Here is a 16642-nt window from a genome sequence, read left to right as displayed (position 1 = left end):
CGTGGCGATGCTTAAAGCAATTGAGGGCCAGTGCCTGTGCGGGGCCGTTAAGGTGTCGGCGAAAACCGAAGAGCCGAAACTAAGCGCCTGTCACTGCGACATGTGCCGTCGACACACCAGCGGCATGTTTATTTCGGTCGACACGGTTTCTGACAGTGTCACGGTAGACGGTCCTGCCACCTCCTTTCGCTCGTCCGAATGGGCCGAGCGCGGGTTTTGCACGATCTGCGGATCGACGCTTTGGTATGGAACGGTGGCCGACAACGTCCGCCACCTGGCCGCCGGTTTGTTTCCGGATGCAGCGGGCGGCGAGATCAAGATCGAGTTTTTCGCCGATATGTGCCCGAAGGGATATCAACTGGCCGGGGCGCACCGGAAGCTGACGACAGATGAAACCATCGCGATGTTCACATCGGATGAAGGAGAGGCATCATGACCAAATTCGACACTGAATGGGCCAAGTCGCACGAAGAGCAACGCAAATGGCTGGCCGAGCACGGCATGTATTCCGAGGCGGACGAGCACTCGTCCTGCGGCGTGGGCCTTGTCGTCTCCATCAATGGCAAGTCGAGCCGCAAGGTGGTCGAATCCGGCATCAACGCGCTCAAGGCGATCTGGCATCGCGGCGCGGTCGACGCGGACGGCAAGACCGGCGACGGCGCGGGCATCCACATTCAGATCCCGGTGCCCTTCTTTTACGATCAGGTCCGCCGCACCGGGCACGAGCCCCGTGAAAATCAGCTTATGGCGGTGGGTCAGGTCTTTCTGCCGCGCACCGATTTCGGCGCGCAGGAAACCTGCCGCACGATCGTGGAAACCGAAGTGCTGCGCATGGGCCACTACATCTATGGCTGGCGGCACGTGCCTGTCGACACCTCCGTGCTGGGCGAAAAGGCCAACGCCACCCGCCCCGAGATCGAGCAGATCCTGATCTCGAATGCCAAGGGCATCGACGAGGAAGATTTCGAGCGCGAGCTTTACGTGATCCGCCGCCGCATCGAAAAGGCCGCGGCCGCCGCCTCGATCAACGGGCTCTACATCGCCTCTCTCAGCTGCCGGTCGATCATCTACAAGGGCATGATGCTGGCCGAGCAGGTGGCCGAATTCTATCCCGACCTGAAGGACGAGCGTTTCGTTTCGAACTTCGCGATCTATCACCAGCGCTATTCGACCAACACCTTCCCGCAATGGTGGCTGGCCCAGCCCTTCCGCATGCTTGCCCATAACGGCGAGATCAACACGCTCAAGGGCAACATGAACTGGATGAAAAGCCACGAGATCCGCATGGCGTCGGCCTCGTTCGGCGACCAGGCCGAGGATATCAAGCCGATCATCGCGCAGGGATCATCGGATTCCGCCGCGCTCGATTCCGTGTTCGAGGTGCTGGTGCGCGCCGGGCGCAGCGCGCCCATGGCCAAGACGATGCTGGTGCCCGAAAGCTGGTCCAAGCAGGCCGAGGAACTGCCCGAGGCCTGGCGCGACATGTATTCCTACTGCAACTCGGTGATGGAGCCGTGGGACGGCCCCGCCGCACTTGCCATGACCGATGGCCGCTGGGTCTGCGCCGGTCTCGACCGGAACGGCCTGCGCCCGATGCGCTACGTGGTCACCGGCGACGGGCTTGTCATCGCGGGCTCCGAGGCGGGCATGGTCCCCATCGACGAAGGCACCGTGCGCGAAAAAGGCGCGCTTGGCCCGGGCCAGATGCTGGCGGTGGACACCAAGAAGGGGCTTCTCTTCCACGATACCGAAATCAAGGACAAGATGGCGCGCGCGCTGCCCTTCGACGAATGGGTGGGCAAGATCAAGGACCTCGACGAGAAGCTTGCCGGCGTGACCGAAAAGCCGCTTTTCACCGGGGATGACCTGCGCCGCCGCCAGATCGCGGCCGGCTATTCGGTGGAAGAACTGGAAAGCATCCTGTCGCCGATGGCAGAGGACGGCAAGGAAGCCATCGCCAGCATGGGCGACGACACGCCCTCTGCGGTCCTGTCCAAAAAATACCGCCCGCTCAGCCACTATTTTCGCCAGAGCTTCAGCCAGGTCACCAACCCGCCGATCGACAGCCTTCGCGAATTCCGGGTCATGTCGCTCAAGACCCGGTTCGGCAACCTCAAGAACGTGCTCGACGAAAGCGGCGCCCAAACCGAGATCATCGTGCTCGAAAGCCCCTTTGTCGGCAACGCCCAGTGGGAAGAACTTACCAAGCATTTCAACGCGGGCGTCACGGAAATCGATTGTACCTTCGAGCCGGGCAAGCGCGCCTTGCACAATGCGCTCGACCGCATCCGCAACGAGGCCGAAGATGCCGTGCGCTCGGGCACCGGGCACATCGTGCTGACCGATCAGGGCGTCAGCGAAACGCGCATCGGCATGCCGATGATCCTTGCCACCAGCGCGGTGCACAGCCACCTGACGCGCAAGGGTCTGCGCACCTTCAGCAGCCTCAATGTGCGGTCCGCGGAATGCATCGATCCGCATTACTTCGCCGTTCTGGTTGGCGCGGGGGCCACAGTCGTGAACGCCTATCTGGCCGAGGACAGCCTCGCCGACCGGATCGAGCGCGGCCTGCTCGACGGCCCCCTGACCGAGGCGGTTGCGCGCTACCGCTCCGCCGTGGATCAGGGCCTGCTCAAGATCATGTCCAAGATGGGCATCTCGGTCATCTCGTCCTATCGCGGCGGTCTCAACTTCGAGGCCGTGGGTCTTTCCCGCGCCATGTGCGCCGAATACTTCCCGGGCCTTGTCAGCCGGATTTCCGGCATCGGCGTCTCGGGCATTCAGGCCAAGCTGGAAGAGGTCCACGCGGAAGCTTTCAAAGGCGCCAAGAACGTCCTGCCCATCGGCGGCTTCTACAAGGCCCGCAAATCGGGCGAAACCCACGCCTGGGGCGCGCAGACCATGCACATGATGCAGATGGCCTGCAACAAGGCGTCGTTCGAGCTGTGGAAGCGATACAGCCAAGCGATGCAGGCCAATCCGCCCATCCACCTGCGCGACCTGATGGCGATCAAGCCTCTGGGCAAGCCCGTTCCGCTGGAAGAGGTGGAAAGCGTCACCGCGATCCGCAAGCGCTTCGTCACGCCCGGCATGTCCCTCGGCGCGCTCAGCCCCGAGGCACACAAGACCCTGAACGTGGCGATGAACCGCATCGGCGCGCGCAGCGACAGTGGCGAGGGCGGCGAGGATCCGGCGCATTTCGTGCCCGAACCCAACGGCGACAACCCCTCTGCCAAGATCAAGCAGGTGGCCTCGGGCCGCTTCGGCGTGACGGCGGAATATCTCAACCAGTGCGAAGAGCTTGAGATCAAGGTGGCCCAGGGCGCCAAGCCCGGCGAGGGCGGCCAGCTTCCGGGCATGAAGGTGACGAAACTGATCGCGCGCCTGCGACACTCGACGCCGGGGGTGACGCTGATCTCGCCGCCGCCGCATCACGACATCTACTCGATCGAGGATCTGGCGCAGCTCATCTATGACCTCAAGCAGATCAACCCGACCGTGAAGGTCTGCGTCAAGCTTGTGGCGCAGTCCGGCGTCGGCACCATCGCCGCCGGCGTGGCCAAGGCCAAGGCCGACGTGATCCTGATCTCGGGCCATAACGGCGGCACGGGCGCATCGCCCGCGACGTCGATCAAATACGCCGGCCTGCCTTGGGAAATGGGCCTCACCGAGGCGCATCAGGTCCTGTCGATGAACAACCTGCGCAACCGTATCACGCTGCGCACCGATGGCGGACTGCGCACCGGGCGCGACATCGTCATGGCCGCCATGATGGGGGCCGAGGAATACGGCATCGGGACCGCAGCACTCATCGCGATGGGCTGCATCATGGTCCGCCAGTGCCAGTCCAACACCTGCCCGGTGGGCGTCTGCACACAGGATGAACGCCTGCGCGCCAAGTTCACCGGCACGGCGGACAAGGTGGTGAACCTCATCACCTTCTACGCCCAGGAGGTGCGCGAAATCCTCGCCTCCATCGGGGCGCGGTCGCTCGATGACGTGATCGGGCGGGCCGATCTGCTCACGCAGGTCAGCCGCGGCTCGGCCCATCTCGACGACCTCGATCTCAACCCGATGCTCATCACCGTCGATGGCGCGGGACAGATCCGCTACGACCGCAACAAGCCCCGCAACGAGGTGCCCGATACGCTCGACGCCGAAATCGTGCGCGACGCGCAGCGGTTCCTCAATGACGGCGAAAAGATGCAATTGCATTATGCGGTCCAGAACACCGACCGCACCGTCGGCACCCGTGTCTCCAGTCACATCGTGCGCAACTTCGGCATGCGCAACGGCTTGCAGCGCGATCACCTGACCGTCAAGCTGACCGGCAGCGCCGGCCAGAGCCTCGGCGCCTTCGGGGCCCCTGGCCTCAAGATCGAAGTGTCGGGCGATGCCAACGACTATGTCGGCAAGGGCCTTTCGGGGGCGACCATCGTCGTGCGCCCCCCGATGATGAGCCCGCTCGAAGCCGCCGAGAACACCATCATCGGTAACACCGTGCTTTACGGCGCAACCGACGGGTATCTTTTCGCCTCGGGCCGCGCGGGCGAGCGGTTTGCGGTGCGCAACTCGGGCGCGCAGGTGGTGGTCGAAGGCTGCGGCTCGAACGGGTGTGAATACATGACTGGCGGTGTCGCGGTGATCGTCGGGTCTATCGGCGCGAATTTCGCGGCGGGCATGACCGGCGGTATGGCCTATATCTACGATCCCGAGGGCCTGACCGACAAGCTGATCAACCGCGAGTCCGTCGTCACCTGCCCCGTTGGCACCGAGCATTGGGAGACCGAGCTCAAGGGCCTGATCGAGCGCCATGTCGACGAAACAGGCAGCCGCAAGGCCAAGGACATCCTGCAATACTGGGATCAGGAGAAAACGAAGTTCGTGCAGGTCTGCCCCAAGGAGATGCTCAACAAGCTCGAACATCCCCTCGGGATCGAGGACAGCGCGGTCCCGGCAGAGTAACCGCGCGTCCTGCGTCATCACGGGCGTCCGGAATTAAGGCCGGACGCCCGTTTCTTTTGACATGCGCTGACGCAGGGCCGGTTTCGCACCCGAAGCGTGATCAGGCAGCCGTTAGATCACCCTCAGCAGCACACGCTATGAGGTATGGTATTATGCTAAACGACCGGTCAGAGTGTTCTGTCGCACAAAAATCTGTAATGAAAAGATTTTTCTTGCGATTCAGAAGGTTCGGTCGCCTTGCGTTCCTTGACGGAGTGTTTGCCGACTGCGACGCTGAAAAGAGGTTTCAGTAAATAAGGTTTGTCGTCATGAAAGCATTCAAAGCGTTGATCGCCGCGGCGTTTTTTCCATTGGCCGCCTCCGGCGCACAGGCCGCAACTCTTCAGGGCGACACGGTGTCTTGTGGTATCGTCTCTACCGGTCCTTGGTCCTGTTCCACGTCTACGGCACTTGTCGGTATGGGTTCCGAGTTTACGCTACAATTTTTCGGTAACGATTTGTTCTCCGTCGACATCGCCGCCAGTTCGATCCGTTTGGATTTTGTTTCTGGATCGCTTGGTGCAGGCGCGGGCGAGCTTTTGACGTTCTCGGACCTTGATTTTACGCCCGCGTCGAACATCGTGGGAATCGGGAACTTTCAGACAACTGCATTATTCGGCGTGCAAGCCTCGGATGTGTCTTTCACGGCCGACAGCGTGTCGTTCGACTTTAACGGTACAGACTGGAGAAATGGCCAATTCGTGTCGTTCGATCTCGTGACGGCGCAGACGGGCGTGGTGCCGCTTCCGGCCGGGCTGCCGCTTTTGCTGGCCGGCCTCGGCGGTCTTGGTCTTCTGGCCCGGCGCAAGCGTAAAGCGGCCTGACAGGCCTCGCACCAAAACAGATCAAGCGCCCCTCAGACGTGGGGCGCTTTTCGTTTGACCGGCCGAACATGCGTCACGCCCGCGCTATGTGCGGTGCTCCGATAAAATCCGGCATCCACGTTCTTCGCAAAAAGGTCTAGTCTGTCCGCGACCGACGGGCAGAGGACCCATGCGCAGACCCATCACCGCAATGCTGCTCTTCACGCTCTGCCCCTGCGCGGCCTATGCCCATGCCGCCGAGCAGGGCTTTGTTCTGCTGTTGCCGACGGATATCTACATCGCCGCCGGGGCGGCCAGCGTCGCGCTGACCGTGATTTTGATGGCGATCCTGCCGCCGGGCGCGGCGGACAGGCTGTTTGCCACGCGCGCGATCCTGCGCCGTGCGCCCGTCAAAGGCCGCCACGCGGTCAGCCTGCTCGTCACGCTCTTGCTCGTGACTCTTGTCTGGCAGGGTCTCGCCGGGCCGCGCGACCCGTTGCGCAATCCCCTGCCTCTCTCGGTCTGGTCGGTCTGGTGGATCGGCCTTGTCTCGCTGCAGGGTCTCTTAGGCAATCACTGGCGCTGGACCAACCCGTGGACCGGGCTTGGTGCAGGGCTGCACCGCCTGACGGGCCTGCGCGCGCCCCTGCGCTATCCGCGCGTTCTCGGCCACTGGCCCGCCGTTCTGGGCTTTCTGGCTTTCGCCGGGTTCCTCCTGGCCGATATCGCGCCCACCGATCCCGCCCGGCTCGCCCTCGCGGTGGGTCTCTACTGGTACGCGATGCTTCTCGGTCTCGTCCTCTTCGGCCCGGCCTGGATGGTGCGGGCCGAGGCGATCACCGTGGCGATGCGCGCCTATGCCCGCATGGGGGCACTCGGGCGGCGTCGCGGGCGGCTGGCGCTGGGCCTGCCCGGCTGGCAGATCCTCGCCCGGCCCTCGCCGCCGCTCGCGCTTGCGGTGCTGATGGTCATCCTGCTCGGCACCGGAAGCTTCGATGGCCTCAACGAGACGTTCTGGTGGATGGGCGTGCTGGGCCTCAACCCTCTGGAATTCCCCGGCCGCTCGGCTGTGACGGGCGCCAATCTCACCGGGCTCCTCATTGCCAATGCCGCGCTTCTGGCGATCTTCGCGGGCGCGCTCTGGCTGGGCGAACGTCTTGCGGGCACGCATCGCCCCGTTCTGACCGCCATGCGCCTTTTCGCGCCCTCGATCCTGCCCATCGCGCTGGGCTATCACGTGGCGCATTACCTCACCGCGGCGCTCGTCGAGGGGCAGTATGTCCTCAGGGCGCTCGACGATCCCCTCGGGCGCGGCTGGCATCTTCTGGGGCTCACCGATTTCTACGTCACCACCGGGTTCTTCAACACGCCCCACACCGTGCGCACCATCTGGCTGGCACAGGCCGGCGCGGTCGTTCTGGGCCATGTCGTCGCGATCCTGCTGGCCCACGCCATCGCCATCCGCGACGGTGCCGAAACCCGCCGCGCGGTGTTGGGGCAGGCCCCGCTCGCGCTCTTCATGATCGCCTATACCGTCTTCGGTCTCTGGCTTCTGGCCTCGCCAAGGGGACTATGAGCCGCTTTAAAACACTGGACAATTCGCCGGCCCCTTCGCAGGATCAACCCAAAGTCATGCAACGGGAGATGCCGATATGACCCTCAAGACCACGCGCCGCGGCGCCTTGACGACCCTCGCAGGCGCCGCGGGCGCGGCCAGCCTGCCGCTCTGGGCCCGCTACGCCCAGGCCCAGACGTCAGAGCCGATCCGCATCGGGTTCCAGCAGCACGCCACCGGCATCGGCGCCGCCTATGGCCGCTGGTACGGCCGCACGACCGACGCCGCGGCGAAACTGATCAACGACAATGGCGGCATCAATGGCCGCATGGTCGAGATCGTGGCCGAGGATGACGGCACCGACCCCAAGCGCGGTGCCGAGGTGCTCGAAAAATTCGCCAACCAGCACGGCTGTGACGTGGGCTTCGGCACGCTCTTTTCGCACGTGGTCATCGGCTCCGCCCCCCGCGCGGGCGAATTGAAGCTGCCCTATTTCGTCGTCTCCGAAGGTCACCACGTCGCCTCTGGCATGCTCAACCGCTACACGCTGCAGCCCGGCATCACGGACGTGAAAAGCCAGGTGCAGGCGATGGCGCCCTACGTGGCCGAAAACCTCGGCAAGAAGGTCACCATGGTCTTCCCCGATTTCGCCTTCGGCCATGACCACCGCGACTTCTTCACCGCCGCGATCGAGGCGCAGGGCGGCGAGGTGCTCGAACATATCGCGATCCCGCCCTCCGAGACGTCCTTCACCAAGTATTTCCCCAAGATCCCGCGCGAGACCGAGGTGCTCTACCACGTCATGGTCGGCCCCGCTGTCCTGACCTTCGTCAAGGAACTGGGCGAATTTTTCGGCCCGTCCCGGCCCGAGATGTTCGGATTCATCGACAGCCTCGAAGCGGTCGATCTGGCCAGCCCCGGTCTCGACTATCTCGACGGCACTTATTTCTGGGAGGGCAATCCCCGCCACGCGCAAGAAGACCAGTCCGAGTACGACAAGGCCTTCCGCGCCGCCGTCGGCGTCAACGAGCGTGGCGCGTCGATCAGCGATCCGTCCGACGTGTCGACCTACGCCCACATGTTCGGCTGCTGGGAAACGCTCCACGTCATCAAGGCGGGGATGGAGGCTGCGGGCTATGCCGGCCCCAATGACCGCGCTGCCCTGATCGAGGCGGTCGAGGCCATGACCGACATGCCCGAAAGCCTCGCTCACCCGCAGGGCGCCAAGATCTTCAATGGCAAGACGCATCAGGTCTTCGGTCATCAATACATCAGCCGCGTCGAGAACGGGAACCTGGTGAAGGTGCACACCACCTCCATCGAGGACACGCTCTATCCCGACGAGGTCGACTACACGACCCAGTCCTTCTGATCCGTCACAACGTGCCTTGTCGCCTCGGTTTAGGGGTGGCGGGGCCGACCGCACCGCCAAGGCCGTGGGACCCCACGCAGCGCGCGGGTTTCCCTCAATCGTGATCCGGCCGGGCGCGAAAGCGTGCTATAGTGCCTCTGACGGCGGGCCTTCCGCCACATAGACCCGCCGCACTCTGCCCAAGCAGAGCTTTGCTCCGCCGGACAGACGAGAGGAGGGAACTATGGTCAAAACAATCGGAAATCCGTTGTCGTGGCTCGGACAGGGCCTTTCAAGCGCAGGGCGTACCGTCGGCGACGCCACCGGTGCACTGAGCGGTGAAATCACGGAACCGCCAAAGGTCAATGCTCTGAGCGAAGATGATCTGCGCGACGCCTTGCGAAAGGGCTATGCCGACTTTTCGCGCTTTCGCAGTGACGTGATGTTCCTCGTGCTGCTCTACCCGATCATCGGGATCTGCCTGTCCCTGATCGCCTTTCACGCCGCGCTCTTGCCGTTGCTTTTTCCGCTTGGGGCGGGGTTCCTGCTGCTTGGCCCCATTGTGGCCATCGGGCTTTACGAAATGAGCCGCCAGGCGGAGACCCGCGACGATGTGAACTGGAGCGCGGCGTTCTCTGTCTTGCGGGCGGAAAATATCGGCCCGGTGCTGGTCATGGCGCTCTACCTCCTTGCGCTCTTCGTGCTGTGGATTCTCGCTGCAATGCAGATCTATGCCTGGACCCTCGGGCCCGAGCCGCCGGCCAGCGTTGGCGGCTTCCTCATGGACGTGGTCACGACAGGACCGGGTTGGGCCATGATCATCGTTGGCATGGGGGTCGGCGCTGTCTTTGCCGCGCTTGTCCTTGCGATCAGCCTCACGGCGTTCCCGATGCTCATCGACAGGCGCGTCGGGCTCACGGTCGCGATCGGCACGTCGCTCAACGTCATTCGGAAAAGCCCGGTGACCGTGGCCAAGTGGGGCTTCATTGTCGCCGTTATGATGCTGCTCGGGACGCTGCCCTTTTTCCTGGGACTCATCATCGTGCTGCCCATTCTGGGTCACGCCACGTGGTATATCTATCGCGCGGCGGTTCCCCGGGGGCAAAGATAAACGCGCCCACGGCGCGGAACGAGACGCTCCGCACAGCCGATAAAGCGGACAGGCCGGATGCGCCGCGCCGCAAAACCTTTGCCAGAATCGGCAATCTGAAGTTGTATGGGTCATCATGCGCCCGGCCCGTTAAGACAGGGCCGGGACCACCCGCAAGGAGATGTCCGTGCTACGCCGAGACTTCCTGCGCTCCGCCGGCGCCGCCACAGCCCTCGCTGCCGGCGGTCAGTCCCTTGGCATTTCGCAGGCCCTCGCCCAACCCGGCGACCGCCTGCGCGACCTGCCCGAACTCCGCTCAGGGAGTGGCGGGATCAAAACGCAACTCATCATGGAGAACGGCCGCTTTCAGGTGGGCGAACGCGTCCTGACCATGCCCGCCTACCGCTTTGCGCATATGGACACCGGATCGCTTCCGGGTCCGACACTTCGGGTCAGGCCGGGCGACCGGGTGGAATGGGATCTCGTCAACCGGATGCGGCCCACGGGCTACCCCGACGGCGCGACCGACGCGCAAAAGGCCATGTTCGACCAGCTCGAATATACCAATGTCCATGTCCACGGGCTGCAGGTCTCTCCCAAGCCCGGGCACGACAACGTCTATCAGGTGCTCCGCCCCTTCTGCACGCCTGAACCTTACACTTACGACATTCCCGGCCCCGACACGGGCCGCGCGCAGCCCTCGGGCATGTTCTGGTATCACCCGCACAAGCACGGCAGCACCACGCATCAGGCATGGCAGGGGCTGTCGGGCGCGATCATCGTCGAGGGCGAGATCGACGAGGTGCCCGAGATCAGAGACATCCGCGAGCGGGTGATCGTGCTCAACGGCCTTCTGGTCAATCCCGCCGGCGAAGTGCCGCGTGCCGCCATCGTGCCCAATGCCGGGTTTTCGCCCTTCACGCCGATCCCGTCACAGCCCACCGACATCCTGCTCACCATGAACGGCCAGCTTCGCCCGGTGATCGACATTCAGCCCGGCGAGGTGCAGCGCTGGCGCTTTCTCAACGCCGCGCCGCACCGGTTCTTCTGGCTCGATCTCGAAGGCCACGAGTTTTACCAGATCGGACAGGATGGTATTCCCTTCGCGGCGCCGCGCCCGGTCAAGCGCCTGCTGATGGCGCCGGGTAACCGGGCCGAGTTTCTTGTAAAAGGCGGCGCGCCCGGCACCTACCGGCTTCACGCCGAACTCTACGAGCAAGGCCACCCCGGCGGCGCGCGCCCCGGCTGGGTCATCGGCACGGTGGAGGTCGCGGGCCCCACCCGCGACGATCCGATCCCGTCCCGGCTGGTAGAGCCTCCCCGGATGCCCGACCTGCCCATCGCCAAACGCCGCACGATCCATTTCAAGGGCGAGATTTCCGGCAACGAGAAAGCCGGCGAATATGTCGGCAGCCATGATCACAGCCCCGGTCCCCGCCCCCCGGTGCAGTTCTATCTCGACGGCAAGGTGTTCGCGCTCAATCGCATCGACCAGAAGGTGCTCGGCGGCACGGTCGAGGAATGGACGCTGGTCAACGAGGACGTGTTCCAGCATCCGTTCCATATCCACGTGAACCCGTTTCAGGTCGTCGCCGTCAACGGCCAGCCGACCTGTGACGACACGTGGTGGGACGTGATCGCGCTGCCGTCGCGGGGGCAGTTGACCGTCCGGATGTATTTCCGGCCCGATATCGACGGCAAGACCGTCTATCACTGCCACATCCTGCCGCACGAGGATAACGGTATGATGGCCAATCTCTATATCTACCCGCCGGGCACCGACATGGAGAACCCGCCCGAGATTCCGGACACCCCTGAACCGATCGGGTGGGTGCCCTGTGCCTCATGAAACCCGGTTTGCGATACTTCGCGGCGCTGGGCCTCTGCCTGTCCGTCACCCCGGCACTTGGCGAGACGGACTTCCCGGTCTGGGATCAGCACGGCGCGGCCAAGCGGCCCTATATCTTCACCCAGCAGCACAATGCGGTCATCCAAAGCGACACGGAGGCGCCGGCACAGCTCATCCGCCTCGGCTATCCGCTTCAGGTCCAGCTGCCCGGCAACCCCGCACTCTGGACCTTCCAACCCGAGGAAAGCCATCACGTCGAATATCTCGGCCGCACCATGGTCTACTCCCCGAACCGGATCGCGGGCACCGAGTCGATCCTCGTTTTCGACCTCGCGCTTTCGGCCGATGCCGCGGACGGCACCGAGGGTCAGTTCACCTTCAAGACCGAAGAGCTTCCCGCCTCGCTGGAGAATGTCGTCCCGGACGGCATCTATGTGGTCCGTTTCCAGGTGATCGACCCCGACTGACCGGGCGGTACTCGTCCGGCTCCTGACGCACGGGCATGGTCACGCCGAAACCTGCAGATTTTTGTCTCCGGACTTTTGTACAAAATGTAATCCTGCCGGAAAAAACCTGCTGCATTTTGTACAAAACCGGTCGTTTCTAACGTGGTCACCCAAGGGTCATCGGCACGCGATTGGCCGCGATCAGCTCAAAGCCACTCTCGGGCCCACGCTGTGCGCTGAAGGGGCGAACCAACTTGATCGGGGTGCCGTTGATATGCGTCAGCGCTTGCGAGCGCGCCAACCTGTAAAGCGTCTCCAGATCGGCGCGGTCGTTATCCGTCATCACACTCTGGTGCCCGTAGTTCATGATCGAAAACGCCTCGTGCTCGCCAAAGATCTCGACCGGAAACGCGGTCTCCTGCACGTCGGCGAAAAAGTGCCTTAAACCAAAGACATGGCCTATTTCGTGCGCCATGGTTTCCACCTGTTCCTTGAACTCTTGCTGAAACAGGATCGGATAAATGCGCACCTGATGCCGCCCAGCATCCGGGAAAAAAGCCGAGGCCAAGGTACAGCCGCCGGTCTGGCATTTGTCCTGCGCCATGATCACTACCTCGAAGTCCCACGCATCCTGCGCTTCCTTGAAGTGGATCGGTACGGCGTTTCCCCACAGCAATATCCCCTTCGCCAGCAGATCCCTGACATAGGCCTTGATTTCCACGACGTTCAAAAACTGTTGTAAAGCAAGCTCTTGGAACCTCCACCGCAGCGTAACATCCGAATGCCACAGCGGGATGAAGCCTTCCGAGGCATCCACCACCAACTCCTCTGGCCCGCGGTTGTCGGGCGTTTTGAAACCGCGCGTGTCGGTGTCGCAAACAACCTTGTTCTTTTTGCCATAGCGGTGGATCAGCCTTTCCATATCCTCGGCGGCTTCGGCTTCATCCTTGAACGCCAAAAAGCTCTTTTTGCTATGTTTTTTGGCGGTTTCGCCGCGCGGGGTGTATGCAGTCATCTGTCGCTCTCCAACAAAGATATTCGATTGAAATACTGGAAGTTTATCAAATTTTCGCCCTCTGGGGGAGTCCTTCGGAATCGCACTCGCGCGAGGTTGCCATTGCCCGCAGATCGCTTTCATGATCGAACTTTGAAAAGCAAAACTCGGTCTGGTGATAGATGGAACTGGGGCCTTACATACTTCTGGCCAGCCTCGAAGGCGCGGTGACGGCGGCGGTCCTGGCGCTGACCGCCGTGGGCCTCAGCCTCGTTTTCGGCGTGATGCGGGTCGTCAACATCGCGCATGGCGAGTTTTTCATGCTGGGCGCCGTCATCGCGTGGTACGTCGCGAATGCGCTAAGTGGTCATCCTGCCATAGGTTTTTTCGCGGCTCTTCTCATTGCCCCCCTTCTTGTCGGCGCCTTGGCCGTGGCTGCGGACATGACCATTCTCAAACGTCTCGACTACGATCCGGAGCGCACGATCGTGGCCACGATCGGCCTGCTCTACATCCTGCAGCAGCTCACCCTGATGACCTATGGCCCCGAAGCACGCCCGGTGGAGGCCCCGTTCAACACCCGTATCGCGCTGCCATGGGTGGAGTGGGGCGAAAGCGGTCTCTCCTTCTACTACCCTTGGGGGCTGTCGACGACGAGCTACAAGCTTGCCGTTATCGCCGCCGCAGCCTTTGTTTTGCTGGGTGTCTGGGCCATGATGGCCCGCACCAAGCTGGGCCTTGTCATGCGCGCCACGCAGGCGGATCGGGACATGGCGCTGGCCTTCGGCATTCCGGTAGAACGGGTCTATGCCATGGTCTTCGGCATCGGCGCGGGCCTTGCCGCGCTGGCCGCCGTCCTCATCGTGCCGATTCAGCAGGCGCATTACCTGATGGGCGCCGATCCGCTTTTGCTGAGTTTCATCGTGGTTATCATCGGCGGACTGGGCAGTTTACCGGGCACTGTCGTGGCCGCGATCCTCATTGGCCTAAGTGACGGGATCATCTCGGTTTTCTTTTCTCCCACGCTTGCCAAGATTCTCGCCACGCTCCTTGTCGGGCTGGTGCTCGTCTTTCGTCCACAGGGTCTTTTCGGGGCGCGCGCGGCATGAGCGGGGCGCGCGTTCTGACGCTGCATCTCGGTCTTCTCGTGCTGCTGTTCGCACTCCACTTCGTTCTGCCAGCCTATCACCACGGCAATCTCGCCCGCATCATGGTGCTGGCCGCCTACGCGGTTGGGTACAACATCCTGTTCGGCTATACCGGGCTGCTCAGTCTCGGGCACGCTCTCTTTTTCGCGGCTGGCATGTACGGGCTTGGCCTGATGATCCAGCATGGCGGCGCCACGCCCGCGCCTGCGTTCATGGTTGGCGTGCTGGCCGGGGCGGTCGTTGCGGGTCTGCTGGCGCTTCTAGCGCTGCGCACAACAGGCGTGGCCTTCATGATCGTGACCCTGATGTTCGCGCAGGCCGGGTATCTCACAATCCTCTATTTCGGGGAATGGACGCGTGGTGACGAAGGCTTCGTTATCCAGCAGGCACAGCGCCTCCTGTGGGGCATCGACCTCAGCCAGCCGACCGCGCGCTACTTCGCGGCCTGGGCCCTGTTTTCCACCGCTTTCCTCGTGTCGCTTTGGTTGGTGCGGCGGCCATTCGGACGCACGCTAATCGCAATCCGCGAAAACGAAGAGCGCGTGCGAATGCTGGGCTACGATACCCACGCCCACAAGCTTGGCGCGATGGTGATCTCGGGCACGATCGCGGCCGCGGCGGGCGCCGCTTACGGCCTCCTGTTCGGCTACGCCGGCGCTAGTTTTGCCTCCGTGCAATACTCGATCTTCCCACTGCTTTGGGTGCTTCTCGGGGGCGCCGGCACGGTGCTCGGTCCCTTTGTGGGCACGCTCTTCATGTTCTATCTCATCGATCTCAGCTCGGGCATCACCTCGGCCTATATGCTGATCGCCGGGGTGACGCTCGTGCTCCTGACGCTCTTCGCGCCGCAGGGCCTTGTCGGAGAATTGCGCGCCCGCGCGTTCCGGTGGTTGCCATGACGCTTTTGTCGACGCGCGGATTGTCCAAGTCTTTCGACGGGTTGCAAGCTGTCAGCGCCGTGGATTTCGACCTGCCACAGGGCGAGATACGGGCGCTGATCGGTCCCAACGGGGCGGGCAAGACGACCTTTGTCGGCATGGTGTGCGGGCGCATCCCGCCAAGCGCGGGACAGGTTATGTTCGACGGGCAGGACATCACATCCCTGCCGGCCCACAAGCGGATTTTGTTGGGGATGGCCTATACGTTCCAGATCACCTCGGTTTTTGCTCGTCTTGACGTATCCGAGAATGTGGCGCTTGCCGCGCGGCGCCGGCACCCGCCGAAGAAGGTAGCGGTCGCGGTGGACGAGGCGTTGGCGCGGGTCGGGCTTTCCGACCGGTCCGACGAGGAAGCGGGCAATCTGTCCTATGGCCACCAGAGGCTTCTTGAGATCGCGATGGGATTGGCGCAAAAGCCGCGCCTCCTGATCCTCGACGAGCCGACGCAGGGCCTGTCCGAAGGTGAGATTGCAGGCTTCAAGGACCTGATCCGTGACCTTGCGAAGGAGGCGACGATCCTTCTGATCGAGCACAACATGAGCGTGGTCATGGAGACCGCCGATCGCGTAAGCGTGCTCGATTTCGGGGTGCTTCTGGCGGAGGGGACGCCGGCGGAAATACACGCCAATGCCGCGGTTCAGGCGGCCTATCTGGGAACCGGGTGATGCTGGAACTGCGCGAGATCGATGCGGGTTACGGACGTGCGCAGGTCCTGCGATCCCTGTCGCTCAGCGTCGCTCCGGGTGAAATCCTCTGTCTGCTCGGACGAAACGGGGCGGGCAAGACCACAACGATGAAAGCCATCATGGGTCTTCTGCCCCTGATGTCGGGCACGGTCTGGCTGGACGGACAGCAGGTCAACTCTCTGCCGGCCCATGACGTACCTCGCGCCGGGATCGGCTATGTCCCGCAGGGCCGCAGGCTTTTTTCCGGGCTGAGCGTCTCGCAGAACCTCGAGATCGGGATGATGACCCGCGGTTCGGATCGGACGGTGCGTGAGGAGGTATTGGACCTGTTTCCGCGCTTGCGCGAACGTCTTGACCAGCCGGCACAGACCCTGTCTGGCGGCGAGCAACAGATGCTGGCCACGGCGCGCGCGTTGTGTCTGCGGCCAAAGGCGCTTTTGCTCGATGAACCGACCGAGGGCCTGCAACCCTCGATGATCGAGGCAATCCGCCAGGTGATCGTCCGCATGCGCGCCGCTGGCGTGGCGATCCTTCTTGTCGAACAGCGCGTCGATGCCGTTTTGTCGGTGGCCGACCGGGTGGCCTTCATCGAGAACGGACAGAATGGCGAAACCATGAGTGCCGAGGCGCTGCGGGCGGATCATTCCATCGTCGACCGCTATATGGGTGTCTGAGATAGGTGTGTGCTGATTTGGCTGTCAGCAAGAAGCGGCATCGTTGACAGCGCGTGCGGGCCTGCCGCACCATCCCGTGAAAGCCAAGTTGAGAGGAGAGGCGC

Annotated in this window: 13 protein-coding genes; 12 read left to right on the top strand and 1 reads right to left on the bottom strand. The window is 63.1% G+C overall.

Going from position 1 to position 16642, the window contains the following annotated elements; genetic code table 11:
• Positions 1-7: 7 nt before the first annotated feature.
• The 8 genes from EZV60_RS04010 (at position 8) to EZV60_RS03975 (ending at position 12119) form a co-directional block, all read left to right on the top strand.
• Complete coding sequence (locus tag EZV60_RS04010; protein ID WP_245306223.1) at positions 8-436, top strand: GFA family protein; 429 nt, start codon at positions 8-10, stop codon at positions 434-436.
• The gene (gene gltB, locus EZV60_RS04005) at positions 433-4965 is read left to right on the top strand and encodes a glutamate synthase large subunit (RefSeq protein ID WP_135502413.1); all 4533 of its coding nucleotides are present in this window, start codon (positions 433-435) and stop codon (positions 4963-4965) included. The genes EZV60_RS04010 and gltB overlap by 4 nt, the downstream gene beginning before the upstream one ends.
• Positions 4966-5291: 326 nt before the next feature.
• Complete coding sequence (locus EZV60_RS04000; RefSeq protein ID WP_245306199.1) at positions 5292-5828, top strand: VPLPA-CTERM sorting domain-containing protein; 537 nt, start codon at positions 5292-5294, stop codon at positions 5826-5828.
• A 169-nt stretch (positions 5829-5997) separates the two neighbouring features.
• The gene (locus EZV60_RS03995) at positions 5998-7383 is read left to right on the top strand and encodes a hypothetical protein (RefSeq protein ID WP_135502409.1); all 1386 of its coding nucleotides are present in this window, start codon (positions 5998-6000) and stop codon (positions 7381-7383) included.
• Between the two features lie 76 nt (positions 7384-7459).
• Positions 7460-8734 carry an ABC transporter substrate-binding protein gene (locus tag EZV60_RS03990; protein WP_135502407.1) on the top strand — a complete coding sequence of 425 codons (1275 nt, stop codon included), beginning with the start codon at positions 7460-7462 and terminating at the stop codon, positions 8732-8734.
• 223 nt (positions 8735-8957) lie between these two features.
• Positions 8958-9824 carry a DUF2189 domain-containing protein gene (locus EZV60_RS03985; RefSeq protein WP_135502405.1) on the top strand — a complete coding sequence of 289 codons (867 nt, stop codon included), beginning with the start codon at positions 8958-8960 and terminating at the stop codon, positions 9822-9824.
• 166 nt (positions 9825-9990) lie between these two features.
• Positions 9991-11652 carry a multicopper oxidase family protein gene (locus EZV60_RS03980; protein ID WP_210115057.1) on the top strand — a complete coding sequence of 554 codons (1662 nt, stop codon included), beginning with the start codon at positions 9991-9993 and terminating at the stop codon, positions 11650-11652.
• On the top strand, positions 11649-12119 hold the full coding sequence (locus EZV60_RS03975) for a hypothetical protein (RefSeq protein ID WP_135502401.1): 471 nt from the start codon (positions 11649-11651) through the stop codon (positions 12117-12119). The genes EZV60_RS03980 and EZV60_RS03975 overlap by 4 nt, the downstream gene beginning before the upstream one ends.
• 145 nt (positions 12120-12264) lie before the next feature.
• Here the strand turns inward: EZV60_RS03975 and EZV60_RS03970 are convergent, their stop codons facing one another.
• Entirely contained in the window at positions 12265-13236 is a 972-nt protein-coding gene (locus EZV60_RS03970; RefSeq protein ID WP_210115056.1) for a zinc-dependent metalloprotease family protein, read from the bottom strand.
• A 38-nt stretch (positions 13237-13274) separates the two neighbouring features.
• Here EZV60_RS03970 and EZV60_RS03965 point away from each other — a divergent pair, with 38 nt between their 5' ends.
• From EZV60_RS03965 to EZV60_RS03950, 4 genes are read left to right on the top strand one after another with little or no spacing between them, the layout of a single operon-like run.
• On the top strand, positions 13275-14201 hold the full coding sequence (locus EZV60_RS03965; RefSeq protein ID WP_135502398.1) for a branched-chain amino acid ABC transporter permease: 927 nt from the start codon (positions 13275-13277) through the stop codon (positions 14199-14201).
• Positions 14198-15139 (top strand): branched-chain amino acid ABC transporter permease, encoded by a 942-nt coding sequence (locus EZV60_RS03960; RefSeq protein WP_135502396.1) that lies wholly within the window; start codon positions 14198-14200, stop codon positions 15137-15139. The genes EZV60_RS03965 and EZV60_RS03960 overlap by 4 nt, the downstream gene beginning before the upstream one ends.
• The gene (locus EZV60_RS03955) at positions 15136-15843 is read left to right on the top strand and encodes an ABC transporter ATP-binding protein (RefSeq protein ID WP_135502394.1); all 708 of its coding nucleotides are present in this window, start codon (positions 15136-15138) and stop codon (positions 15841-15843) included. The genes EZV60_RS03960 and EZV60_RS03955 overlap by 4 nt, the downstream gene beginning before the upstream one ends.
• Entirely contained in the window at positions 15843-16538 is a 696-nt protein-coding gene (locus EZV60_RS03950; protein WP_135502392.1) for an ABC transporter ATP-binding protein, read from the top strand. Before EZV60_RS03955 ends, EZV60_RS03950 begins: the two co-directional genes overlap by 1 nt.
• The last annotated feature ends 104 nt before the right edge of the window (positions 16539-16642 follow it).

Origin of the sequence: Roseovarius aestuariivivens (assembly GCF_004761875.1) — a bacterium.
Classification (GTDB): domain Bacteria; phylum Pseudomonadota; class Alphaproteobacteria; order Rhodobacterales; family Rhodobacteraceae; genus Roseovarius; species Roseovarius aestuariivivens.
The sequence above is the reverse complement of the archived record's forward strand: the minus strand, read 5'-3'. Positions and strand labels throughout refer to the sequence as shown.